The following is a 25,112-nucleotide window of genomic DNA, read 5'->3' as shown; positions in this document are numbered from 1 at the left end:
ATTGTAACCTTTGTGTTAAAAATACTTTAAGGAAGGTGTTCATTTTTTTATGGCTAAATGACTATCAAAAGAAGAAAAGTTAAAAATAATAAAAATAAGTAAAATTAAAACAATTGATAAAACCGCATTAGAGTATGGTATTGGTCGATCATCAATAAAAGAATGAATTAAAGCATATAAATTATTAGGTGAAAAAGGTTTAGAATATGGCAATGGAATTCGTGCTAAAAAAACCAAAAGAACAGGTCGACCCAAATCTTTAAATTTTAATGAAATGACAAAACAAGAATTAATTGAATATATTGAGGCAATGAACGATATAAAAAAGTATTTAGAAAAATCGACAAAAAAGAAGAAATATTTTGTGATTTTCTCATTGAAGAAAAAATATCAGATTAGTTATTTATGTTGATTATTAAATGTTTCAAAATCAGGATATTATAAGTGAATTAAGAATGGAATGAATGAATTTAATAAATGAGATACATTTTTAGCTAATATAATTAAAAATATTTTTTATGAATTTCAAGAAATTTATGGTTATAAAATGATAACTTTATGAATTAACAAAATTTATAATTTAAAATTAAAATTTCATATTGTATATAGATATATGAAAAATATGAGTTTAAAAGCTAAGGTTCGCATAAAAAAATTTGATTATAGAACTAAATCAGGAAGTTTAAGATATGATAATTTATTAAAACGTGATTTTTCAACTACTAATTTAAATGAAAAATTAGGTACTGATATAACTTATTTATTAACTAATGGTAAAACATATTATTTATCAATTGTTAAAGATTTTCATAATAATGAAATATTAGATTATAAAATAAGTGCAAGTTTAGACATGACATTTGTTGTCCAAAACATTATCCAAGCTTGAGTTAATGCTCAAAAACCTACTTCATGAATTTTACAATCAGATCAAGGATTTCACTATACAAATCCTTCTTATAAAATTTTATGTGATGAATTAAAAATAAAAATTTCAATGTCTAGAAGAGGTAATTCCTGTGATAATGGTGCTACTGAAACTTGATTTGGAACAATGAAAACAGAATTTCTATATCAAATTCCAAGAAAAAATAGAACTATTGAATGAATACAAGACAACTTACCTAAATATATTTACTTTTATAATAATTATCGACCTCAAATAAAATTAAAAGGAATGAGTCCAATCAAATATCGATTAGCTCATTCCAAACCAACAAATAATTAGTTCATACCTATAAATTTAACACTTACAAACGCTATTTTATAAAATTTAATAAAAGGTTACTTTTATTGTCCACTTTTCTTGACAAGTTCAATTTTTATTCTTAATTTATTTTAATATATATATAGTATTAAAGTAGTATAATACATATAAAGCCAAGAAAGAAGGTGTATTTAATGATTAAAAAGATTAACGATGATCTAAATGATTATATTAGTGAACATCTAAAATATCAAATGCTTAGTTTTAAATTAAGTAATGATGCAAATCAAAATGGATATCCTGGGTTTGCACGCTTCTTCCAAGTAGAAGCTGCTGATGCTGTTGTTCATATTCGTAAAATTTGTAATTATTTAATGGATCAAGATGCTCAAGTTGAAATTAAAGACATTAAAGTTCCAACTTTTACTACAAAAAACATTGAAGAAGCATTAAAAAAATTAAAATCTACTAAAGAAGAATTACTTGATTTTACTAATAAACTTGTTAAAAGTGCTCGTGAAAATAATGATAATTTAACTGCGAAATTTTATGACTGATTCTTAATTGATTTCTATGAAGAAATTGCTTATGAAAAAGACTTATTGGATTGAATTGCAATGTCTAATAGTAACCTTTATAAAATTGACAAACGTTTACTAAAAACTGAAGAGCCAGATACTTTAAAAGTTATTGTTCCATTTTATGAACCCGAATAAATTTCATATTTAACTCTTAATTTTTACCAAAAATGTATAAAAAAATGGTAATGTTTAGTAATCTGTGTAACTTACAAAAATAACTATGTTTAATTAATTCTAGTAAATATAATTAAATGACTAGAAAGAGTGAGTTACAGATGGCTAAAAAGCAAAATATTAATAATAATGATCCAATATCAAAAGCAGTAGATTTATTATTAGAAAATACTGAAGATTTAACAACAGTTTTTAAAGAGGGAGGATTGTATAAAGAATTAACAAAAAGATTAGTAGAAAAAATGTTGAATTCTGAGATGCAAAATTATTTAGGATATGATAAGAATCAACATAGTAATAGTGACAATGCTCGTAATGGTATAAGTTCAAAAAAATTAATAACTCAACAAGGTAAAATTGAGATTGATGTACCACGAGATCGCAATAGTAATTTTAATCCTGTAATAGTTGCAAAAAGACAAAGAAGATTTGAAGGTTTTGATCAACAAGTTCTTTCTTTATATGCAAAAGGTATGACATTATCAGATATTAGAATGCAATTACAAGAGTTATATCATGGTGCTGATATTAGTGAAAGTGTTATTAGTAAAATTACTGATGATGTTATTGATGATGTAAAAGCATGGCAAAATCGACCATTAGAAAGTGTCTATCCGATTGTTTATTTTGATTGCATAATAGTGAAAGTACGACAAGATAAAAGGATTATTAATAAATCAGTTTATATAGCTTTAGGAGTTGATTTAGAAGGTAAAAAAGATGTTTTAGGTTTATGAATTAGTGAAAATGAAGGTGCTAAATTTTGATTAGCAAATTTAACAGAAATGAAAAATCGTGGCTTAAATGATATTCTTATTGCCTGCAGTGATAATTTAACAGGCATGTCAGAAGCAATACAATCAGTTTATCTTAAAACAGAACATCAATTATGCATAGTTCATCAAATTAGAAATAGTTTGAAATATGTCTCATATAAGCATAGAAAATCTCTAGTTGCAGATTTAAAACCAATTTATACTGAACATCTAGAATAAAGTAGACACAGAATTGTAACCTTTGTGTTAAAAATACTTTAAGGAAGGTGTTCATTTTTTTATGGCTAAATGACTATCAAAAGAAGAAAAGTTAAAAATAATAAAAATAAGTAAAATTAAAACAATTGATAAAACCGCATTAGAGTATGGTATTGGTCGATCATCAATAAAAGAATGAATTAAAGCATATAAATTATTAGGTGAAAAAGGTTTAAAATATGGCAATGGAATTCGTGCTAAAAAAACCAAAAGAACAGGTCAACCCAAATCTTTAAATTTTAATGAAATGACAAAACAAGAATTAATTGAATATATTGAGGCAATGAACGATATAAAAAAGTATTTAGAAAAATCGACAAAAAAGAAGAAATATTTTGTGATTTTCTCATTGAAGAAAAAATATCAGATTAGTTATTTATGTTGATTATTAAATGTTTCAAAATCAGGATATTATAAGTGAATTAAGAATGGAATGAATGAATTTAATAAATGAGATACATTTTTAGCTAATATAATTAAAAATATTTTTTATGAATTTCAAGAAATTTATGGTTATAAAATGATAACTTTATGAATTAACAAAATTTATAATTTAAAATTAAAATTTCATATTGTATATAGATATATGAAAAATATGAGTTTAAAAGCTAAGGTTCGCATAAAAAAATTTGATTATAGAACTAAATCAGGAAGTTTAAGATATGATAATTTATTAAAACGTGATTTTTCAACTACTAATTTAAATGAAAAATTAGGTACTGATATAACTTATTTATTAACTAATGGTAAAACATATTATTTATCAATTGTTAAAGATTTTCATAATAATGAAATATTAGATTATAAAATAAGTGCAAGTTTAGACATGACATTTGTTGTCCAAAACATTATCCAAGCTTGAGTTAATGCTCAAAAACCTACTTCATGAATTTTACAATCAGATCAAGGATTTCACTATACAAATCCTTCTTATAAAATTTTATGTGATGAATTAAAAATAAAAATTTCAATGTCTAGAAGAGGTAATTCCTGTGATAATGGTGCTACTGAAACTTGATTTGGAACAATGAAAACAGAATTTCTATATCAAATTCCAAGAAAAAATAGAACTATTGAATGAATACAAGACAACTTACCTAAATATATTTACTTTTATAATAATTATCGACCTCAAATAAAATTAAAAGGAATGAGTCCAATCGAATATCGATTAGCTCATTCCAAACCAACAAATAATTAGTTCATACCTATAAATTTAACACTTACAAACGCTATTTTATAAAATTTAATAAAAGGTTACTTTTATTGTCCACTTTTCTTGACAAGTTCATTCTTCTACTTGATAGTTTAAACTGTATTTAATATTTCTGCTTTTATTTCCAAAGGTAATTGATATTCTATTAAGCCCCTATTCTCTCATTTTTGTTTGCTTGCATTTTTTGATTCTTCTGATAAAGATTGCTGTAAATCTGGAATTTCAGTACTTATTAATTTTCATACTTCATTTAAAGATGTTAATTTTATTTCTTCTTCATTTAATTTATTTTTAATTTTTTGTTCTTCTTTTTTTTGATCTTGTCAACTAGGTTTCTCATTTTCTTCATTTATTTCGGTTTGGATTTCAATACTTACTAATTTTGATTGATTAATTGTTCTTAAAGACTCCTGATTTTTTTCCTTTTTCCTCTAATTGCATTTTCTATTATTTCTTACAGTAATTGGTATTTCTCCAATTCATACAAAATGAATTGGATATTTATTATCTATAACTGGCATTTTTTTAATAACTCTTATATTTTATTTAAATGCATTGTTTAAAAATGATAATTCATCTTCAATATTTAATCTTGGAAATAATAATTCTTTTTTATTAACAGATTTATTAAAAACTTCATTCAAGTTAATATTGACTATTGGTTTAGTAATTTTTAAGACACCCAATTGTTCATGAATTTTTAATGAACTATTAACCAAAATTGGACTTAATAAAGCACTACTAATAATTAAAATATTTGCTAATAAATTTAAAATATTATGTAATTCAATAGTTTTATTATTTTTATGTAAATCTCATGGTTTTGTTAAATCAATTAATTTATTACCACTAGTTATTAATTTAAAAACGACATTAATTGCTTCATGAATTTGATACTCATCCATTTCAATATTAAAATCATTAATAGTACTTTTAATAATTTTAATTATTTCTATTGCTTCTGGTTGTAACTTATTTAAATTAACTTTGGGAATTTTACCATCACAATATTTAATGATCATTGTAACTGTTCGCGAAAGCAAATTACCTAAATCATTAACAAGATAAGAGTTATAACAATTTAAAAATAATTCATGACTATATTTTGCATCATGACCAATAATAATTTCTTTCATTAAAAAAAACCGTAATCCATCTGCACCATAACGATTTACTAATACTAAAGGATCAATAACATTACCTTTTGATTTTGACATTTTTCCTTCTTCATTAGTAATTCAACCGTGGGCCAAAATTCGATTTGGTTGTCTCAAGTTTAATGCCATTAATAAAATTGGCCAATAAATCATATGAAAACGACTAATTTCTTTACCAACTAAATTCACAATTTCACAATTTGAATCTAGTCAAAATTTTTTAAAATTAATGTCATCATCTTGTAAATAACCTAATCCTGTTAAATAATTACTTAATGCATCAATTCAAACATAAATAACATGTTTTGGATCTTCTAATACTGGTACCCCTCAAGTAAAACTCGTTCTAGTAACACTTAAATTTTCTAAACCTGGCGTAATAAAATTATTAATCATTTCCGTTTTACGATTAAGTGGTCATAAAAATAATGGATGTTCATCATAATATTTTAATAATTGTTTAGTATATTTTTCCAATTTTAAAAAATATGATGGTTCTGATAAAGTAGTAATATTACCTTGACATATTTTACATGTATTATTAATTTTATTAATTTGACTATCTGTCAAAAATTCTTCACAAGAAATACAATATGATCCTTCATATTTTCCCAAATAAATATCATTTTGTTTTAATAATTTGCTAAATATTTTCTGAACACTTAAAATATGATTTTTATTAGTTGTTCTAATAAATTTATCATAATCAATATTTAAGTTTTTTCATAAATTCTTAAACCCAACAACAATATCATCAACAAATTTTTGTGGAGTTTGTTTATTTTCATCCGCCTTTTTAGCAATTTTTTGACCATGTTCATCACTTCCAGTTAAAAAGAATACTTCATAACCTTGCATTTTCTTATAGCAAGCTAAAACATCAGCAATAATTGTTGTATAAGCATGTCCCAAGTGTAATTTAGCACTAGGATAATAAATAGGGGTAGTAATATAAAATTTTTTTGTCATTATTTGCTCCTAAATTTAATAATTATAATTTTACATTAAAATAGTATTATTTATTGTAATACTTATTTAAATTAATAATATTTTATTAATTTTTATTTTTTTATAAAATGGAACATTTTTGTTGATATTGATTTTCATTAAAACCATTATCAGAGTTAACAGCATCTATATCAACGTTTAAGTAAAACTTATAATAACTATTTACGTGTGAAATAACACTACTTTTTTCATTATCATAATTATTTACTGGTAAATACTTATTACCGTTACTCATTAATGGTTGATTTTGTAATTTTCTTGAACTTGCAAAATCATATCAATGTCTCAAAAGATCATTTTTTTCTCATTGTCTTCTTTTTTCTTTTTCTATTTTTTCTAAAATATTATTAAGTTTTAAAATTTTTAATCCAACCTTTTTCAATTCTTCTTTTTGATTACTTATATTAACTTTTTCACATACTATTTTGTTAATTCGTTTTTTTCAAAATTATAATAACCAAAAGTTAAAAACTTAACTAATTTATTCTTAAATTTAAAAATTTTACTTGTTTTTTGTTTTTCGAAAATTTCTAACTTTTTAATACTATTTATATTATAAGAAAGAAATATAGATTGTTTTTTAATATTTGACTGCAATGTTTTTTCACATTTATATTTCTTATTATTAATATAATATAATATTATTTTTATTTTATTAATTTTCTTTTTTAATAAATTAATATCTATTTCTCCATTATCTTTTAAGTATCGATCATCTAAAACATCATAAAAGTGTTCTTCACTATCGTAGCTTGTAATAAAATTAAAATCTTGATCTATAAAAGGAAAACTATTATCTATTTTGTATTTCTTCATAATTTTCACTCCTTAAACTTATATAATCTAGTGACTAATTACAATATTTTCTTAATCTTTTATATTTATTGATTATTAGATAAAATAAAAAAACAAAAAATAATAAATTAAATGCTAATTAAATTTAATATTAAACATTATTTATCTTTAAAAACTTTTTTAAAAATATAATCAACATTTATTAAAAAAATATTATTATTACAACATTCATTTAACTGTTCACTAGTTAAATATTGATTAATATTATTCTTTATTAATACATCTTTAAAATTAATCATTTTATTTTGTGCTTCTAAAGTGCATTTTTGAATAAAATCATAAGCAATTTCACGTGTTATTTTTGGATTATTTTTAATAATAGCCAATAAAACTACTTGTGAAAAATAAAGTTCATTAGCTTTAGCAATATTATTTGCCATGGCACTAGTATTAATTACTAAATTATCTAAAATATTTGTCATTCTATTAATAATAAAATCTAATATATGATAAATATCAGGTAACATAATGCGTTCATTAGAACTATGAGAGATATCACGTTCATACCATAATAAATTATTCTCATATACTATACTATTATAACTTCGAACTAATCTTGCTAAACCACAAATATTTTCAGAACCAATTGGATTTTTTTTATGTGGCATTGAACTTGAACCTTTTTGCGAAATAGAAAATCCCTCTAAAAGTTCATTAACTTCGCTACGTTGACTCAAACGAATTTCTAAAGCTATTTTTTCAATTGTTGTAGCAATTGAACTTAATTGTGTAATTAAAAAAATCAAACGATCACGTTGTACTACCTGCGTAGCAGAACTGTCAACTTCCATTTTTCATTTTTTGGCAATAAATTCACTAACTTTTGGCGAAATATGAACAAAATTACCCATAGCACCCGTAATCTTAATAACTTCAACTTGTTTTCTTGCTAATTCCAACCTTACTAACTGTCTATTTATTTCATCGTATCATAAAGCAAATTTTAATCCTAATGAAGTTGGTTCACCAAAAATACCATGACTGCGACCAATTACTAATTGATTTTTATATTTAAATGCTAACTCTTTTAATTTCAATTGTAAAGTAATTAAAGCTTTTTCAATAATTTCATTTGAAAATTTTATTTGTAGATTTTGGACACTATCAACCATATCAGTTGAAGTTAAACCATAATGAATTCAACGACTTTCAGTTTTTAAGTTAGCACTTAACATTCTAGTAAAGGCAACTACATCATGTTTAGTTTCTAATTCTAATTTATTCATTAATTCAATATCTAACTTAGCATTTTTTTTAATTAATTGAAAATCTTTAAAAGGAATTATATTTAAATGTTGTAATGATTCACAAACATCAATTTGAAAATTCATTCATAAGTTTAAACGATTTTTCATATTTCAAATATTATTCATTGCTTTTGTTTCGTAACGTTCAATCATTTTTATTCCTTAATAAATATAGTTTGTTTACGATCTGGACCAACAGAAAATATTCTAATTGGAACACCCACCAACTCACTAATTTTTTTTAAATAATTTTTAGCATTTTCTGGTAATTCATCATAACTAGTAATATTAGTAATATCTTCATTTCAGCCAGGCATAGTAATAAAATGTGGTTGACATTTATTAAAGTTATTAATTTGAGAAGGTATGTATCTAATTATTTCGCCATTTAAAGTATAATGCGTACAAATGCTTAATGTTTCAATACCAGTAAGCACGTCTAACAACATAATAGCTAAACTAGTAAATCCATTAATTTGTGCACTATACTTAGCAATAACTGCATCAAATCATCCAATTCTTCTTGGTCTTTTTGAAACTGTGCCATATTCATTACCAGTCATACGAATATAATCTGCTAATTTACCAAAAACTTCACTAGGAAACGCACCAGCACCAACTCTTGTACTGTATGCTTTAGTTACACCAATAATTTCATTAATTGCTTTTAAAGAAATACCTGAACCAATAGCAATTGAACTAGCACTTGGATTAGAAGATGTTACAAAAGGATATGTACCATGATCTAAATCTAATAAAGTACCTTGTGCTCCTTCAAATAATATCTTTTTATTTCTAACTAATTGTTCATTTAAAAATTCACCAGTATCAATAATTAAATCTTTAAAGTATGGTAATAATTCTAATAAACTATTATATATTGTTTGCGCATTAAATTCTTTTTCATATTCATAAACATTTTTTAATATTTTATTTTTAATTAACAAATTATCAGTAATCAATTCTAATAGTCGTTCCTTATCTAATAAATCGCCCATTCGAATTCCAATCCTATTAACTTTATCAGCATAACAAGGTCCAATTCCTTTTTTAGTAGTGCCAATAGCTTTATCACCCTTAATTTTTTCTTCATATTCATCAAATGCTAAATGATAAGGTAAAATAATATGAGCACGATCAGAAATTCGTAAATTTTGACAACTAAAACCAGCAGCTTTTAAATATTCAATTTCAGAAACTAATTTTTCTGGATTAACAACACAACCATTAGCAATAACACAATATGAATCTTTATTAAAGATACCAGAAGGAATAATACTTAATTTATATTTTTGATGATCAAAAACAATTGTATGTCCGGCATTATCACCACCACTTCAACGAACAATAACATCAGAATTTTGACTATAATAGTCAGTTATTTTGCCTTTTCCTTCATCACCTCATTGACAACCAATAATAGCAGTAGTTTTAAATGGTTTTGGTTGATCAATTTTTGATATTAAAATATTTTTAGTATTGACAATTTTATTAGTAATTTTTTGATTTTCTTCTTTTATTATATGTTTTGACTTTTCAAAATCTACTTTCATCTTATTAATGATTGGCTTAAGAGTGTCAGTTTTTATTGATTGCGTTTTTACTTTAGTTGCTTTTTTTACATCTTTAACTTTTGGTTTAATAGTTTTATTAAGTTGTTCAACTTTAGTTTTTGCCTTTTCTATTGTTGGTTTGATTATATTTTTTTTTGCTTTCATTTTGTCTCCTTTATACTCAAAAAAAAGTATTTATAAATTTATAAATTAATTATATAATTATTTAATAATGATTATCAAAATATTGTTATTAAAAATAAACTAGTAAAGGAAACTTAAAAAATGAAATGAAATTTTGATAATGACAGTTTTCAAAATGATAATAATGATGATTTTGACAAACTTTGTCCTATTTGTAAGCAGAAATTACTAGAAGCAAAACTTGAAAAAATAAATGAAATAAATCAATATCAGCAAACACAAAATGATATTTTATTAATTGAAGAAATAAAAAAAGAATTAGAAAAAATTAAAAAAGAAAAAGAAACACAACTTTATGTTTACTTATGTAGAAAACATAAAAATGAAAATATTCTTTAATATTTTTATAATATATTAATTATTTTTTATTATATTTATTCATAATATTTTCAAATTTACTATCAGTAATTCAACTACTAATGCTTTCTACAAAAAATTGTTTATGATCGTTTATATTCTTTAACTCATCATTACTAAACTTACTCAAAACTCAATCAGCCGTGTTAAAATTAGGATTTTTACCAAGACCAATTCTTAATCTTTGAAAATCTTTACTACCAATTTGATTAAAAATACTTTTAATTCCATTATGACCAGCAGCACTAAATTTTTGTTTGTATTGAAATTGACCAAAATTTAAATCAACTTCATCGTGAATAATTAACACATTTTCAATTTTAATTTTAAAATAATTCATAAAATTTGAAACACAAAAACCTGATAAGTTCATAAAAGTTAATGGTTTTAAAAAAATAACATCAGTGCCATTAACAACAGTTTTAACATATTGACCATTAAATTTAGTTTGATTAATTTTTAATTGTAATGTTTCACAAATCATATCAATAATAATAAAACCAATATTATGACGTGTTAATTCATACTCTTTACCTGGGTTTCCTAATCCAATAACTAATTTCATCTACTTTAAATTTCCTCTTTATTATTTTTTACTATTTTTTTTATTAATTCATTTGTTTTATCATCATAAACTTTTGTTAATGATTTATTATTAATTGAAGCATCAATCATTTTTGCAATAAAATCAGCAATTGAAATAATTTTTAAGCCATTAAATTTTTTTTCTTCAGAAATTTCAATAGTATTAGTAATAACAACTTCCTTAATAATTCCATCAATAACAGCTTGTTTCAAATTTTTTGAAGCTTGCCCACTAAAAATACCATGAGTAGCTAAAATATAAACTGATTTTGCACCATGTTCTTTAATAGCTTTTGCTGCATTAATAATAGTACCACCTGTATCAATCATATCATCAATAATAATAGCATTCTTTTCTTTAACATCTCCTAATACAAACTTAACTTGACTTTGATTAGGAGTTGTTCTTCTTTTATCAATAATTGCCAAAGGTACACTTAAATAATTACCTAATCTTCGAGCACGAGTAACACCACCATGATCTGGAGATACAACAACTAAATTAGTTAAATTTTCTTCAATTAAATAAGATGCTAAATCTTGAGTTGCTCGTAAATCATCAACAGGAACATCAAAAAATCCTTGTTCTTGTGGTGAATGTAAATCAACAGTAATAACACGATCAACACCCGCAACAGTTAATAAATTTGCAACAAGTTTACAAGTAATAGGTTGTCTACCACCTTGTTTTCGATCTTGACGAGCATAACCAAAATAAGGAATTACTACATGAATTTTAGCAGCAGATGCACGAACTAAAGCATCAACAAAAATTAATAATTCCATTAAATTATCATTAGTTGGCGGCGAAGTTGATTGGATAATATATACCACTTTCCCTCGTACTGATGTTATAGATTGAATGTTAAATTCACCATCAGCAAAACGACTAATTTCTGCTTTTCCAGGTTCAATATTAAGTTTTTTACAAACTTCTTGTGTAAATTTTTGACTAGCACTTAAACCAAAAACTACAATGTTTTCTACATTATTCATTAAATCCTCCTTTACATGTTTCTAAAAAATTATAATTATAATTTCATTATACAATGTTTATTACAATTTAAGTATATTAAATTTAAAGACTATTAATTAAAAATAATTAATAAAAAGTTATATCTTTTGCAAGAAAAAATAAAATCATTATAATAGTTAACGAATAATAAATATTTAAAAATATGTTTATTAATAAACAAGGATTATTGCTGAGGTGTTTTATATACTTATTATCCACATTCTAATATCATTAATTTTAATAATTATTCTGAAAGGTATTTATTATTAATAATAGTAAATAACTGATAAAACATTGAAAATGTTAATTCTTCAGATCTTATTGTTAATGATCAAGATAAGTCGTTAATTAAATTAACGGCTTTTTCTTTGCTATTTAAATAAATACCCAAATTGTTAACTAATGTTTTTCTCTTATTAACAAAGCAACTTCTTACAAATTTTCAAAATAATTGTGGTTCATCAAGTTGAAATTTAGGATTTACTTTAAAATAAACAACACTACTTGTGACATTAGGTATCGGAGTAAAATTATTAGGACTAACATCAAAAATAATTTTAACATCACAATAAAACTGACACATAACAGAAAGATTATTATATACTTTAGTTTTAGGTTTAGCACAAAATCTTTGTGCAACTTCTTTTTGCATCATTAATGTAAATGAATCAAATAATTCAATATTTTCTAATAATTTTAAAACAATTTGTGAAGTAATATAATAAGGCAAATTTGCAATTACATGAATTTTTTGATTTATTGCAAATTCTTCATTAATGATTTTTTTTAAATCTAAATTTAAAAAATCATCATTTATAATTTTTAAATTTTTGTATTCATTTAACTCTTTTTCTAAAACAGGAATTAATTTTTTGTCAATTTCAATTGTCACAACTTTTTGCGCAGTGCTGAGTAATTTATTGGTTAAATGACCAATGCCCGCTCCAATTTCAACAATGCCATCTTCATCTTTAAAATTACTAGTTTTAACAATTTTATCAATTATATTATTATTAATTAAAAAGTTTTGTCCAAACTTTTTAATTGCATGTAAGTCGTATTTTTTCAATATTTTTTTTGGATTTTCCATTATTATTCTCCAATTCACATTTTTAGTTAATTATATACTAGTAATAATTAAACAAATAGTTAGCCAACTAATCATATATGCTAAATTTACTACTAGCAAATCTACATGTGGTAATATTAACATATATCAACTTAATAAATAAATATTAATTTGAGTGGGAAAAGGAGATGATTTTTATATGGCAACAAAAATAGAGGTTGCTAATGACGGACACAATAACCAAGACGTTAATATTGTTTCTCTAGATTTAGGAACAAGAAATTTAATTGTCAGAGTTAATGGAAGGGTTGTTTATAGTCAACCATCAGCAATTGTATTTGATACAGAAAACGGAGAAGTATTCATTGGTGAAGCCGCTTTATTAATGAAAGAAAAAACTCCAGCAAATAAAATTTTCAGAGAACCAATGGCTAATGGTGTTATTAGTGACAATAATGCTTTGATTGCTTTATTAACTGAAATTTTTACACAAATTATTGATGTGAAAGCTGAAAAAATTTGAGAAAATTCAGTAGCGCTTGTAGCTATTCCATCTAAGGTTTATAAATTAGATAGAACTGTTTTACGTGAAATTCTACAAGGAAAAAAAGTAGCTAAAATTCCAATTTATAGCGATAAATTTCCCAAGAGATATAATGAAAGTAATGAAAGCGTAATGAAAGCTGAAAAAGTTGTTATTGTTCCTGAAGTAAAATTGGCAGCTATTGGTGCTGGGGAAGCACTTTGAGATGCTTCAGGAGTATTTATTCTTGATATTGGTGGTGGAACTTCTGACTGTGCCATTTTATCAAGTGGAGAAGTTATTGTTCAAGATTCAATTCCAATTGCTGGAAATGCTATTGAACGTAATATTAAAGAACATTTTGAAAAAATGCACTATATATCTCTTAGCTCAATGGAGGCTGAAAAAACAAAAATTAGTGCTGGTATTTGAATAGATGGTGAAAAAGATAGTGAAAATAAAATTACTATCCATGGAAAAAGTACTAAAACTAAAAAACCTGAACAAATTACAGTTCCTAAACAAGAAGTAGCTAGAGTAGTTACCGAAGCCTTTGAACCAATTGTTGCACTATGTAGTGACATTATCGATAAAGCTGGACCTGCCTTTTCAGAAATGATTATGAAAGACGGTTTAACTATCACTGGTGGGGGTGCTTTGCTTGAAAATATTACAACTTATCTAAAAAAACGACTAAATTTAGAACATGTGGTATCTGCTAATAATCCAAGAGAGTGTGTAATTAGAGGAACTCAAGCCTATGAAACTCATAAACAAGATGTATATGAAAAAGGATTCATTAGACCAAGTAATTAAAATTCCAGGTGTGTAGAAGGAGGAAAAAAATGGGATTATTTGATAAAAAACCCAAAGAAAACTTAAATAAAAAAAGTAATATTAAGTCTATTAATGACTACCAATGATTAGCTTTAGATATCGGAACAGAAAACTTTAAAGCAAGGTATGTTAACATTGGACTTACATATGATGCTCCAACTTATCTTGCTGAAGACTATGAAAAAAATGTTATTCTTTATGGTGAAGAAGCTAAAGCTTTAATTGATAAAACAAATGAAAATGTTGTTATTAAGCGTCCAGTTCGTGATGGTAATATTGCTGATCCAGATGCTTTACAACGTATCCTTGCTAAAATTTTTCAAGATTTTAGACTTGAAATTCAAGATTCAAAACAAGCTGATAAAAACCGTAATTTAATTGTTTTAATGGCAACACCAAGTGAAATTAATTCAGTACAAAGAGAAGCACTAGAAAATATAGTTCATCGTTTAGGAGCACTTCGTGGATTTGTTCAAGAAGAAGTTAAAATGGCAGCATTAGGTTCAGGCCAAGATATTTTTGGAACTGCAATTATGTGTGTTGATATTGGTGGAGGAAGTACTGATATTGCCGTACTTAGCAACGATTCAATCCTATATTCATATACAACACATTGTGCTGGAGACTATTTAACACAAAAAATTCAAGAATACATAGCTAAAAAGCATGCTTTAAAAATTGGTACTAAAGAAGCAGAAGATGTTAAAAAGAACATCGGTTCACTTCTTAAATATCAAGATGAAAAACCATACACTATTTCAGGTGTTTCATTACCTAGATTAGACTCTCAACCAGGAGAAACAATGTCAATTTCTAAAACTATTGAAATTACACCAGAAGAAATTCGTGAAAATGTAATGCAAGTTCAATTTAGAGAACATGTTATTCCATCAATTCGTAGAGTACTAAGAACTTCTGGGGAAAAAGCTGCTGGTAGTGTTAGTGACTTAAAGAAAAAAGGTAAGGGAATCACAATTTGTGGTGGTGGAGCTTACATTAAAAAAATTGATGAATTTATTAAAGAAGAATTGGCTAAGGAATATTTCATCGAAGTTAAAGCTGAAAAAGGTACAAAACCAATTCGTCAAAAATATGAGGGAGATATCTTTGAAGTACGTGTTGCTCAAAATCCTTTAGATAATGTTATTGATGGTTGTGTAAAATATCGTGATACAATTTACAAACAATTAATAGTTGAACAAAATCCTAACCGCGAAATTCTAAGAAAAGACGAAGATTTAGGATAAAAAATAAGTTTAAATAAAATGCACTTTTAAAATTTATAGAAGTGCATTTTTTACCTATATAAATAATAAATTACTATATAAAATAAAAAATTAATAATCACGCTTAAAATACATCATTAACTATTTCAAAAAAATATCATAAAAATCATATAAAATTATTACGACTTATTCCATAATTAAAAATTTTAATTGTCAACTATATTTTTAAATTAAAATTAAAATGATATTATTAATTAAAAAAGGTAGTAGTGAATATGACTTTTGAAAATATAAAAAAATTAAAAAATAATGAATTTTATAGATATTTTGGTGTAAAACGTTTTCATTTTAATCAAATGTTAGAAATATTGTTAAAAATTGAAAATCACAAAAAAATTCGTGGTAGAAAAAATAAACTTTCAGTAGCAGAAGGATTAATGATGACGCTCGAATATTGAAAAGAATATCCTACCTTTTTTCAAATGAGCATTAAATATCAAATAAGTCCATCAAGTTGTTTTCGTAACATTAATTGAATAGAAGATACACTTAGTCAACATGTAGATTATCAATCTTTAAAAGATAAATATAAGCCAAAAATAGAGAAAAATAAAGAAAAGTTAAATCAATGAAAATTTTACTTGATTGATGCAACAGAAATAGAAATTGAAAGACCAACTAAAAAAAACTACAATTAGAATATTTTTCTGGTAAAAGTTGAATGTATTCTATTAAATTTCAACTTATATATGATGTTTTTAATAAAACTATTGTTGATGTTTTTTGTGATAAAGGCAAAGTTCATGACTTTCAAATATTAAAAAATTAAAAATTAAAATTTGAAGATAAAACAATGATTTTTGTTGATTCAGGTTATCAAGGATTACAAAAAATTAACAAAAACACTTGATTACCAATTAAAAAAACTAAAAATAAGAAATTAAAAAAACAAGAAAAACAATTTAATAAATCTATTCATAAAATAAGAATTAAAATTGAACATGTTTTTGCTTGATTAAAAAGATTCAAAATTTTAGTAAATAAATGCAGAAAAAGTATACTTAGACTTATGTACTTAAGATTTAATTTACTTTGTGAAATTTTTAATAAAATAAAGCCTTTAAAATAAAAAAAAATAAGTAAAAACTTATTTTTAGAATTTAAATTATTATTAAATTAATAGTAAAATACTATTAATAATTTTTGTATTTTAAATATAAATTTATATTTAAAATATTTTTTCAAAAAAATATTAATTTTTATAATTAATAACACTAAATAATTTAAAAAATTTTATTGACAATCGATTAATTTTAATTAGGGAATAAGTCTTTTGTTTTTTTAAAAAAAAGCTTTTGATTTATTAAAAATGAATTAATTAAACTTTTAATTTGTGGATGGGTTTCACTTTATTGGACACTAATTACGTAGACAAGTGAACAAATTAGTTAAAAGAAAGGAACTATAATTATGGCCAATATTAACTCATATTCAGATGAATTTAAAAAACAAATAGTAGCTTTATATCAAAGTGGTAAGTCAGTGTCTTGTCTTGCTAAAGAGTACAATGTTACAAGAGCAGCTACTTATAATTGAATTAAGCAATTTTGAACTTGTCAAGAAAAGTGGACAATAAAAGTAACCTTTTATTAAATTTTATAAAATAGCGTTTGTAAGTGTTAAATTTATAGGTATGAAGTAATTATTTGTTGGTTTGGAATGAGCTAATCGATATTCGATTGGACTAATTCCTTTTAATTTTATTTGAGGTCGATAATTATTATAAAAGTAAATATATTTAGGTAAGTTGTCTTGTATTCATTCAATAGTTCTATTTTTTCTTGGAATTTGATATAGAAATTCTGTTTTCATTGTTCCAAATCAAGTTTCAGTAGCACCATTATCACAGGAATTACCTCTTCTAGACATTGAAATTTTTATTTTTAATTCATCACATAAAATTTTATAAGAAGGATTTGTATAGTGAAATCCTTGATCTGATTGTAAAATTCATGAAGTAGGTTTTTGAGCATTAACTCAAGCTTGGATAATGTTTTGGACAACAAATGTCATGTCTAAACTTGCACTTATTTTATAATCTAATATTTCATTATTATGAAAATCTTTAACAATTGATAAATAATATGTTTTACCATTAGTTAATAAATAAGTTATATCAGTACCTAATTTTTCATTTAAATTAGTAGTTGAAAAATCACGTTTTAATAAATTATCATATCTTAAACTTCCTGATTTAGTTCTATAATCAAATTTTTTTATGCGAACCTTAGCTTTTAAACTCATATTTTTCATATATCTATATACAATATGAAATTTTAATTTTAAATTATAAATTTTGTTAATTCATAAAGTTATCATTTTATAACCATAAATTTCTTGAAATTCATAAAAAATATTTTTAATTATATTAGCTAAAAATGTATCTCATTTATTAAATTCATTCATTCCATTCTTAATTCACTTATAATATACTGATTTTGAAACATTTAATAATCAACATAAATAACTAATCTGATATTTTTTCTTCAATGAGAAAATCACAAAATATTTCTTCTTTTTTGTCGATTTTTCTAAATACTTTTTTATATCGTTCATTGCCTCAATATATTCAATTAATTCTTGTTTTGTCATTTCATTAAAATTTAAAGATTTGGGTCGACCTGTTCTTTTGGTTTTTTTAGCACGAATTCCATTGCCATATTCTAAACCTTTTTCACCTAATAATTTATATGCTTTAATTCATTCTTTTATTGATGATCGACCAATACCATACTCTAATGCGGTTTTATCAATTGTTTTAATTTTACTTATTTTTATTATTTTTAACTTTTCTTCTTTTGATAGTCATTTAGCCATAAAAAAATGAACACCTTCCTTAAAGTATTTTTAACACAAAGGTTACAATTCTGTGTCTACTTTATTCTAGATGTTCAAAGTTTATTATTGAGGAAAAAATAAAAGTGTGATTATATATGAAACATTATGATATTATAACATTAACGTAAAATATATTAATAATTTTGTGAGGTTGGAAACATGGTTTATATTGTTCATGGTCAAGATGAGTATTTAGTAAGAAAAAATATTGAACAATTAATTAAAAAAAATCATAAAAAAGAAAATTATGATTATAATCTATATGAATTACAAGAGGATACAATTGTTAATATTATTAATGAAATTCAAATTATGAGTATATTTGAAGAAAATAAAGTAATCGTAATTAATGATAGCAGTAATTTATGACAAAAATATATTAAAGAAAAAAAATTTGTTAATGCTTTGCTTAATCATAATAAAAAAACAATGATAATTATTAAAAGTTTAAATGTTGATTTTAAAATTAGTAGAGAATTTCAACAATTTAATATTATCAAAATTAAAAATTATACAAAATCACAATTATTATTATTAATTAATAAAGTTTGCAATAGTTTTAAAATTAACATTACTCAAGAAGCAACTAATTTTCTTTTAGAATACTTACCAAATGATGTCAGTATTATTTTAAATGAGTTATCAAAATTAAGATTAATTGGAAAAAAAATAACTTCAGATATTATTATTGAGGTGGTTCCTAAATATTTTGAAACAAATATTTTTAAAACTGTTGAATATATATTAAAAAAAGATTATAACAATTTTTGAACACAATATAACTATTATAATGTTATTAATTATGATAAAATTAAATTGATTAATATTCTTGTATATCAATTAGAATTAATTAGAGATATCAAAATTTTAGTTAAACAAAAAAAAAGTAATGAAGATATTTCCAATATATTAAATATTTCTAAGTTTCAAGTAAAAATATTAAAACAATATTTAAATATTAATTTAAATATTAATAATATTTTGTTAAAATTATATGAATTAGATTACAATATCAAAAAAGGAAAGTTTAATAAAAATATTGCAATTGATTTATTTTTTTTGAATATTTAGTATATAATTATAGATGTTTTAAACTCAAGAGGTGATACATATAATGAAAAGTAATAAAAATACTGATGTTACAGAAAAAAAGTTAGTAGAAGAAAATAGTGACATTACATTGGTTAAACCAAAAGTAAAAAGAGTTACAAAGAAAAAAACCGAAAAAGTGTACTCAGAAGAAGATTTAAATGTTGCATTATACTATGAAATATCAAGTACTATATATAACAGTTTAAATAATTTAATTGTTAGAAAATCTATTTTTGCTAATGAAGAACTTTTAAAAATTTTAGAATTACAAATTTCTAATTTATTTTTTCTTGAAAAAGAACTAAAAGAATTAAAAGATAAAAAGTATGCAATAGAATTTTTGCAGTTAATTTCTAATTTGGTAAATCGTAGTTTGAGTATTACTAAAAGTTCTCCTAAAAATCGTATTGAAATTCTTGAAGAGCGTAACTTATTAATAGTCACAATTACTAATATTTGTAAGACTGTGGAAAAAGAAAGTCTTGAACGAATAAGACAGTTTGATAATAATACTTTTAATGAATTAAATGATCAAATTACTGCATTAAATAATTTTAGTGATGATGCTACTGAGGTTAAGCCAAGTGTTACTCCAAATAATCAGAATGTTGATAATAATGTTGATACAAATCCTAATATTGGTGGCATTGGAAATCTAGGTAATAATTTAAATATTAATAATCTTGATAATAATAGTTTAGCAAATTTAGCGAAGTTAGGTGTATTACCGCAACATCCCGCCACAAATCCTAAATTTTACCCGTATATGAATAAACCAAAATATATTCCACTTTTAAAGAAAATATTATCAGCTTTTTTCTTATTAACAACAGTGCTAGCAATAGCTACTTATATACTAACTTATTTTATAGCAGGTACTTTTCAAATTAAAAATAATAGTACATTACCTGTTTATTATAATTTTGCACAACAATCAAAAACTATAGTTTTCACTATTGTCACAACAATAGTTTTAAATGGAGGCTTTTTATATTCAATTTTAAAACCACCAAAATTAGGTCGTGATTTATATCGAACATCATATTTTTTAATAGTTATTTTAATTTTTTGAATAATTTATACAATTTCAAATTTAATTTATATGACAACAAATGATTCATTATTAATAACATTTACTTCTTTTTTAGATAAAGGTGATGAAATTAATCCTAATGCTTTACCTTTATTAAAAGGATTAGCAACTTTTAAAGCTTTTCAAATATTAACATATATTACAGCAGCATCAGCAATTTTACCAATTGCTATTATACTAGTTATTGCTATTCTTAATCCAAAAATTGATCGTAATAAAATTATGAGAGCCAATTCGGAATATCAAAATGCTATTAATAATGCTTTAAGTGGTAAACCCTATGAAATCGATCCATCACTTTTTGATGATAGTTTAGATAATGATAATAAAAAAGATACAAAAGATCATAAATTTTGACGTAATAGTGATTTATTTAAATAATAAAATTAAAAAGGACTTTTAGTCCTTTTTAATTTTATTATTTTTAATTATTAGATTTAATATCTTATGCTTGTCAACGTAATTTTGAACTTGCAACTATTGTGTAAATACCAATCAATCCAAGGGCAACTCCTAGATATATTCCATAAGTTGTTGTAAAAGTAAAACTTGTTTCACTTCAAGCTTGAATAAATGGATCCATAGCGTATTTAAATGGATTAAAGTAAGTTGCGTATTTTAAAACTGTGAACATTCAACATCTAGAATAAAGTAGACATTGTAGGGACTTTCCAGCAATCTGTGTAACTTAGTGATTTTACAACTAAAATTTATTTAAAAAACACAGTTTTTAGGAAAGTCCCGTGAATGAAAATACATATTATTGTAATAAATGTATTAATGAAATGATTGAAGAAGATATGTTTTTAACATCAAATAATTGAGATTACTTATATGAATATTATATTAATGAATTACAATTATAAAATTTTAAAGGAGTGTAAAAATAATGAAAAATAAAAGTTTTCAAGAAATAAAAAATGATTTTCAAAGATTTTTTCAAGATATTGAAAATGGTAAATATGGTGAAAGAATTAAAGAATTATTTATGAATGAAGAAAGTAGTGAATAAATATGGTAGCAGCTCCAAAAAAGAAACCAGAAGATTTAATAACTAAACAAATTATTATTAGACTTACTAAAAGTGACCATTATGAATTAAAAAAACTTTGTGTAAAAAAAGAAATTACTATTAATAATTTTGTAAGAAATTTAATTAAAAATGCAATAAATAGAAAGAGTGATAAAAATGAATAATTTATATAAAAAAATACTTAAATTACAATTAGAAATTGGTAGTACACCTAAAAATGGTTTTAATACTCTGAACTTGTCAAGAAAAGTGGACAATAAAAGTAACCTTTTATTAAATTTTATAAAATAGCGTTTGTAAGTGTTAAATTTATAGGTATGAAGTAATTATTTGTTGGTTTGGAATGAGCTAATCGATATTCGATTGGACTCATTCCTTTTAATTTTATTTGAGGTCGATAATTATTATAAAAGTAAATATATTTAGGTAAGTTGTCTTGTATTCATTCAATAGTTCTATTTTTTCTTGGAATTTGATATAGAAATTCTGTTTTCATTGTTCCAAATCAAGTTTCAGTAGCACCATTATCACAGGAATTACCTCTTCTAGACATTGAAATTTTTATTTTTAATTCATCACATAAAATTTTATAAGAAGGATTTGTATAGTGAAATCCTTGATCTGATTGTAAAATTCATGAAGTAGGTTTTTGAGCATTAACTCAAGCTTGGATAATGTTTTGGACAACAAATGTCATGTCTAAACTTGCACTTATTTTATAATCTAATATTTCATTATTATGAAAATCTTTAACAATTGATAAATAATATGTTTTACCATTAGTTAATAAATAAGTTATATCAGTACCTAATTTTTCATTTAAATTAGTAGTTGAAAAATCACGTTTTAATAAATTATCATATCTTAAACTTCCTGATTTAGTTCTATAATCAAATTTTTTTATGCGAACCTTAGCTTTTAAACTCATATTTTTCATATATCTATATACAATATGAAATTTTAATTTTAAATTATAAATTTTGTTAATTCATAAAGTTATCATTTTATAACCATAAATTTCTTGAAATTCATAAAAAATATTTTTAATTATATTAGCTAAAAATGTATCTCATTTATTAAATTCATTCATTCCATTCTTAATTCACTTATAATATCCTGATTTTGAAACATTTAATAATCAACATAAATAACTAATCTGATATTTTTTCTTCAATGAGAAAATCACAAAATATTTCTTCTTTTTTGTCGATTTTTCTAAATACTTTTTTATATCGTTCATTGCCTCAATATATTCAATTAATTCTTGTTTTGTCATTTCATTAAAATTTAAAGATTTGGGTCGACCTGTTCTTTTGGTTTTTTTAGCACGAATTCCATTGCCATATTCTAAACCTTTTTCACCTAATAATTTATATGCTTTAATTCATTCTTTTATTGATGATCGACCAATACCATACTCTAATGCGGTTTTATCAATTGTTTTAATTTTACTTATTTTTATTATTTTTAACTTTTCTTCTTTTGATAGTCATTTAGCCATAAAAAAATGAACACCTTCCTTAAAGTATTTTTAACACAAAGGTTACAATTCTGTGTCTACTTTATTCTAGATGTTCAGTTTGATGATGATATATTTTTGTTCCATTAGTTAAAGATTTTAAAAAATGATATACATCACTTTCAGCAGAACAACCAATATTTCAACTAGCATTTTGATTTACAATACCATGAGCATTATTTTTAAAATAATTATAAGTTTTTTCATTAACATTAGGTTTTAAAAAACTAAGTAATTGATTACAATCACCACTTGCAAAAGTAGTAGCACCATCAATATTTTTTGTTCAATCATGAGATTCTTTTTTCTTACCACGAACTCCAACAAAAGATTTTCATAAATAATTTAAAGCATGAAACTTATCTAAAATATAATAACATCCTAATCAACTTGCCATTGCTTTCATTCATAATGCACCATCACCAGCAACAACTAAATTATAATTATGATAATCTCACTGAACACCTAATATATTTAAATTAATATCATAATGATTAAGAATATTTTGAGTTGTAAATTGATATAATTCATGTTGATTTAAACCATTACCAGTTTTAAATAATAAAAATGAAGTTATTTTCTTGTCTAATTTATTTCTATAGGAATAAATTTCTTTTCTTCCTAAATTATAAGTTAAAAGTCTACAACAATATTGTTGATTTAAACCATTTTCATCTCAACAAGTAACAAAAGCATCATCTGCACATATATTTAATTTTTCATTATCTAATACTTTAAATTTTTGTTCTGGTATTCATTTTTCAATTTTTGCATTTTTAAAAATTCTTGAAATAAGATTTTTAGAAAAAGAAGTATATTTAAATTCTGATTGAATATTAAAATAACCTTTTTTACTTATTAAATTTTCAATTAAATTATCTAATATATCAAAATATAAATCATTAGTAATTCTTGCTCTTTTTTTAATACCAAATTCTTCATAAATTGGATAATAAGTTTTTTTATTAATTTTATCTCAATAAACTCTTTGTCTAAAAGTATCCATTCCAATTGGAGTATTTACTGTTCTATTACATGTTCAAACAACTTTATATTGATTTTTATCTCTATTTAGAAAAAAATATTCATCAAAATGATGGATTTTTTGAAAATATTTTGCTAATATTTTAGTGATTTCTAATTTTAGAAATTCTTTAAAACTAAACATTTTTTAACACCTTTCTAGTTATATATTTCACGCTCAATTTTAGCAAATTTATTAAAATATTGTTGAAAAATGTTTGGTTTTAGAGTATAATATTAAAGAACGATAAAATAAAATGCAAATTCTATTTACGTTTAAAAGATAACTTTTATTAGTTATCTTTTCTTTTTTAATAAAATAATGTACAATAAAAGAAAATATAAATAGAAAAGGAAAATAAAAAAATGATAGGACAGTACTTAACAAATATTGAACATCATGGCCAAGACCCTAAATGATTATTGATAGGTGTAGGTGTAATAGGACTAGGTATTATGTGATGTTTAATAGATTATTTAATAAAAAAAAATAAAAATAAAAGAAGAAAAAATAAAAAAATAGCAGTATAATGCTATTTTTTGTTATAATTATATTATAAAAATTAAATAAAAAAATATATGAAGTAATTAATAAAGTTAATAAGT

General features: G+C 23.3%; 27 protein-coding genes and 1 pseudogene. 16 read left to right on the top strand and 12 right to left on the bottom strand.

The window, feature by feature from the left end; all coding sequences use genetic code 4:
• The first annotated feature begins 49 nt into the window (after window positions 1-49).
• From ACQH20_RS01010 to ACQH20_RS00995, 4 genes and pseudogenes are all read left to right on the top strand, one after another.
• Window positions 50-1,228, top strand: coding sequence for an IS3 family transposase (locus tag ACQH20_RS01010; RefSeq protein WP_425377190.1), 1,179 nt, complete (start codon window positions 50-52; stop codon window positions 1,226-1,228).
• 173 nt (window positions 1,229-1,401) lie between these two features.
• On the top strand, window positions 1,402-1,923 hold the full coding sequence (locus ACQH20_RS01005) for a ferritin-like domain-containing protein (RefSeq protein ID WP_425377189.1): 522 nt from the start codon (window positions 1,402-1,404) through the stop codon (window positions 1,921-1,923).
• Window positions 1,924-2,063: 140 nt separating this feature from the next.
• Window positions 2,064-2,942: pseudogene (locus ACQH20_RS01000) on the top strand (IS256 family transposase); the annotation flags it as partial.
• 76 nt (window positions 2,943-3,018) lie between these two features.
• Window positions 3,019-4,197: an IS3 family transposase gene (locus ACQH20_RS00995; protein ID WP_425377188.1), complete on the top strand. Its 1,179-nt coding sequence runs from the start codon at window positions 3,019-3,021 to the stop codon at window positions 4,195-4,197.
• Window positions 4,198-4,754: 557 nt separating this feature from the next.
• On the opposite strand, the gene metG is transcribed toward ACQH20_RS00995, so the two are convergent.
• The 5 genes from metG to ACQH20_RS00970 all read right to left on the bottom strand — a co-directional run bounded on the left by metG (window position 4,755) and on the right by ACQH20_RS00970 (window position 10,197).
• Window positions 4,755-6,338: a methionine--tRNA ligase gene (metG, locus tag ACQH20_RS00990; RefSeq protein ID WP_425377187.1), complete on the bottom strand. Its 1,584-nt coding sequence runs from the start codon at window positions 6,336-6,338 to the stop codon at window positions 4,755-4,757.
• A 100-nt stretch (window positions 6,339-6,438) separates the two neighbouring features.
• Window positions 6,439-6,759: a hypothetical protein gene (locus tag ACQH20_RS00985; RefSeq protein ID WP_425377186.1), complete on the bottom strand. Its 321-nt coding sequence runs from the start codon at window positions 6,757-6,759 to the stop codon at window positions 6,439-6,441.
• A gap of 38 nt (window positions 6,760-6,797) precedes the next feature.
• Complete coding sequence (locus tag ACQH20_RS00980; RefSeq protein WP_425377185.1) at window positions 6,798-7,193, bottom strand: hypothetical protein; 396 nt, start codon at window positions 7,191-7,193, stop codon at window positions 6,798-6,800.
• A 137-nt stretch (window positions 7,194-7,330) separates the two neighbouring features.
• Window positions 7,331-8,632 carry an adenylosuccinate lyase gene (gene purB, locus ACQH20_RS00975; RefSeq protein ID WP_425377184.1) on the bottom strand — a complete coding sequence of 434 codons (1,302 nt, stop codon included), beginning with the start codon at window positions 8,630-8,632 and terminating at the stop codon, window positions 7,331-7,333.
• 2 nt (window positions 8,633-8,634) lie between these two features.
• Window positions 8,635-10,197, bottom strand: a complete 1,563-nt coding sequence (locus ACQH20_RS00970; protein WP_425377183.1) for an adenylosuccinate synthase — start codon at window positions 10,195-10,197, stop codon at window positions 8,635-8,637.
• Between the two features lie 120 nt (window positions 10,198-10,317).
• Between ACQH20_RS00970 and ACQH20_RS00965 the strand changes: the two genes are divergently transcribed.
• Window positions 10,318-10,575: a hypothetical protein gene (locus ACQH20_RS00965; RefSeq protein WP_252320612.1), complete on the top strand. Its 258-nt coding sequence runs from the start codon at window positions 10,318-10,320 to the stop codon at window positions 10,573-10,575.
• Window positions 10,576-10,594: 19 nt separating this feature from the next.
• Here ACQH20_RS00965 and pth read toward each other — a convergent pair whose 3' ends face one another.
• The 3 genes from pth to rsmA form a co-directional block, all read right to left on the bottom strand.
• The gene (pth, locus tag ACQH20_RS00960; RefSeq protein WP_425377182.1) at window positions 10,595-11,158 is read right to left on the bottom strand and encodes an aminoacyl-tRNA hydrolase; all 564 of its coding nucleotides are present in this window, start codon (window positions 11,156-11,158) and stop codon (window positions 10,595-10,597) included.
• Window positions 11,159-11,163: 5 nt separating this feature from the next.
• Entirely contained in the window at window positions 11,164-12,174 is a 1,011-nt protein-coding gene (locus ACQH20_RS00955; protein WP_425377181.1) for a ribose-phosphate diphosphokinase, read from the bottom strand.
• A 263-nt stretch (window positions 12,175-12,437) separates the two neighbouring features.
• On the bottom strand, window positions 12,438-13,283 hold the full coding sequence (rsmA, locus tag ACQH20_RS00950; protein ID WP_425377180.1) for a 16S rRNA (adenine(1518)-N(6)/adenine(1519)-N(6))-dimethyltransferase RsmA: 846 nt from the start codon (window positions 13,281-13,283) through the stop codon (window positions 12,438-12,440).
• A gap of 178 nt (window positions 13,284-13,461) precedes the next feature.
• On the opposite strand from rsmA, the gene ACQH20_RS00945 reads away from it, so the two are divergent.
• From ACQH20_RS00945 to ACQH20_RS00925, 5 genes are all read left to right on the top strand, one after another.
• Window positions 13,462-14,601 (top strand): rod shape-determining protein, encoded by a 1,140-nt coding sequence (locus tag ACQH20_RS00945; protein ID WP_338958423.1) that lies wholly within the window; start codon window positions 13,462-13,464, stop codon window positions 14,599-14,601.
• Between the two features lie 29 nt (window positions 14,602-14,630).
• Window positions 14,631-15,869 carry a rod shape-determining protein gene (locus tag ACQH20_RS00940; RefSeq protein WP_425377179.1) on the top strand — a complete coding sequence of 413 codons (1,239 nt, stop codon included), beginning with the start codon at window positions 14,631-14,633 and terminating at the stop codon, window positions 15,867-15,869.
• A gap of 254 nt (window positions 15,870-16,123) precedes the next feature.
• Window positions 16,124-16,546: a helix-turn-helix domain-containing protein gene (locus ACQH20_RS00935; protein ID WP_425377178.1), complete on the top strand. Its 423-nt coding sequence runs from the start codon at window positions 16,124-16,126 to the stop codon at window positions 16,544-16,546.
• Between the two features lie 134 nt (window positions 16,547-16,680).
• Window positions 16,681-16,977 (top strand): transposase family protein, encoded by a 297-nt coding sequence (locus ACQH20_RS00930; protein WP_425377553.1) that lies wholly within the window; start codon window positions 16,681-16,683, stop codon window positions 16,975-16,977.
• Window positions 16,978-17,318: 341 nt separating this feature from the next.
• Window positions 17,319-17,501, top strand: a complete 183-nt coding sequence (locus ACQH20_RS00925; protein WP_425377177.1) for a transposase — start codon at window positions 17,319-17,321, stop codon at window positions 17,499-17,501.
• Window positions 17,502-17,504: 3 nt separating this feature from the next.
• Here the strand turns inward: ACQH20_RS00925 and ACQH20_RS00920 are convergent, their stop codons facing one another.
• Window positions 17,505-18,725 carry an IS3 family transposase gene (locus ACQH20_RS00920; RefSeq protein WP_425377176.1) on the bottom strand — a complete coding sequence of 407 codons (1,221 nt, stop codon included), beginning with the start codon at window positions 18,723-18,725 and terminating at the stop codon, window positions 17,505-17,507.
• Window positions 18,726-18,905: 180 nt separating this feature from the next.
• On the opposite strand from ACQH20_RS00920, the gene holA reads away from it, so the two are divergent.
• Together holA and ACQH20_RS00910 are read left to right on the top strand one after the other, a co-directional pair.
• Window positions 18,906-19,817 (top strand): DNA polymerase III subunit delta, encoded by a 912-nt coding sequence (gene holA, locus ACQH20_RS00915; protein ID WP_425377175.1) that lies wholly within the window; start codon window positions 18,906-18,908, stop codon window positions 19,815-19,817.
• 43 nt (window positions 19,818-19,860) lie between these two features.
• Window positions 19,861-21,312, top strand: a complete 1,452-nt coding sequence (locus ACQH20_RS00910) for a hypothetical protein (protein WP_425377174.1) — start codon at window positions 19,861-19,863, stop codon at window positions 21,310-21,312.
• A 64-nt stretch (window positions 21,313-21,376) separates the two neighbouring features.
• On the opposite strand, the gene ACQH20_RS00905 is transcribed toward ACQH20_RS00910, so the two are convergent.
• On the bottom strand, window positions 21,377-21,565 hold the full coding sequence (locus ACQH20_RS00905; RefSeq protein ID WP_425377173.1) for a hypothetical protein: 189 nt from the start codon (window positions 21,563-21,565) through the stop codon (window positions 21,377-21,379).
• Between the two features lie 109 nt (window positions 21,566-21,674).
• Here ACQH20_RS00905 and ACQH20_RS00900 point away from each other — a divergent pair, with 109 nt between their 5' ends.
• The 3 genes from ACQH20_RS00900 to ACQH20_RS00890 are packed head-to-tail and all read left to right on the top strand — an operon-like array spanning window position 21,675 to window position 22,128.
• Window positions 21,675-21,797 carry a hypothetical protein gene (locus ACQH20_RS00900; protein ID WP_425377172.1) on the top strand — a complete coding sequence of 41 codons (123 nt, stop codon included), beginning with the start codon at window positions 21,675-21,677 and terminating at the stop codon, window positions 21,795-21,797.
• A 23-nt stretch (window positions 21,798-21,820) separates the two neighbouring features.
• Window positions 21,821-21,943: a hypothetical protein gene (locus ACQH20_RS00895; protein ID WP_425376738.1), complete on the top strand. Its 123-nt coding sequence runs from the start codon at window positions 21,821-21,823 to the stop codon at window positions 21,941-21,943.
• Window positions 21,944-21,945: 2 nt separating this feature from the next.
• A complete protein-coding gene (locus tag ACQH20_RS00890; RefSeq protein ID WP_425377171.1) occupies window positions 21,946-22,128 on the top strand; it encodes a hypothetical protein in 183 nt (60 codons plus the stop codon).
• Between the two features lie 116 nt (window positions 22,129-22,244).
• On the opposite strand, the gene ACQH20_RS00885 is transcribed toward ACQH20_RS00890, so the two are convergent.
• Window positions 22,245-23,465 (bottom strand): IS3 family transposase, encoded by a 1,221-nt coding sequence (locus ACQH20_RS00885; protein WP_281748226.1) that lies wholly within the window; start codon window positions 23,463-23,465, stop codon window positions 22,245-22,247.
• Between the two features lie 61 nt (window positions 23,466-23,526).
• A complete protein-coding gene (locus ACQH20_RS00880) occupies window positions 23,527-24,651 on the bottom strand; it encodes an Mbov_0401 family ICE element transposase-like protein (RefSeq protein ID WP_425377170.1) in 1,125 nt (374 codons plus the stop codon).
• A gap of 221 nt (window positions 24,652-24,872) precedes the next feature.
• On the opposite strand from ACQH20_RS00880, the gene ACQH20_RS00875 reads away from it, so the two are divergent.
• Complete coding sequence (locus tag ACQH20_RS00875) at window positions 24,873-25,037, top strand: hypothetical protein (RefSeq protein WP_425377169.1); 165 nt, start codon at window positions 24,873-24,875, stop codon at window positions 25,035-25,037.
• Window positions 25,038-25,112 lie beyond the last annotated feature (75 nt).

Origin of the sequence: Spiroplasma endosymbiont of Aleiodes alternator, from assembly GCF_964031135.1 — a bacterium.
Classification (GTDB): Bacteria; Bacillota_I; Bacilli_A; order Mycoplasmatales; family VBWQ01; genus Spiroplasma_E.
Note: the sequence above shows the minus strand (reverse complement) of the source record. Positions and strands in the feature narration are given on the sequence as shown.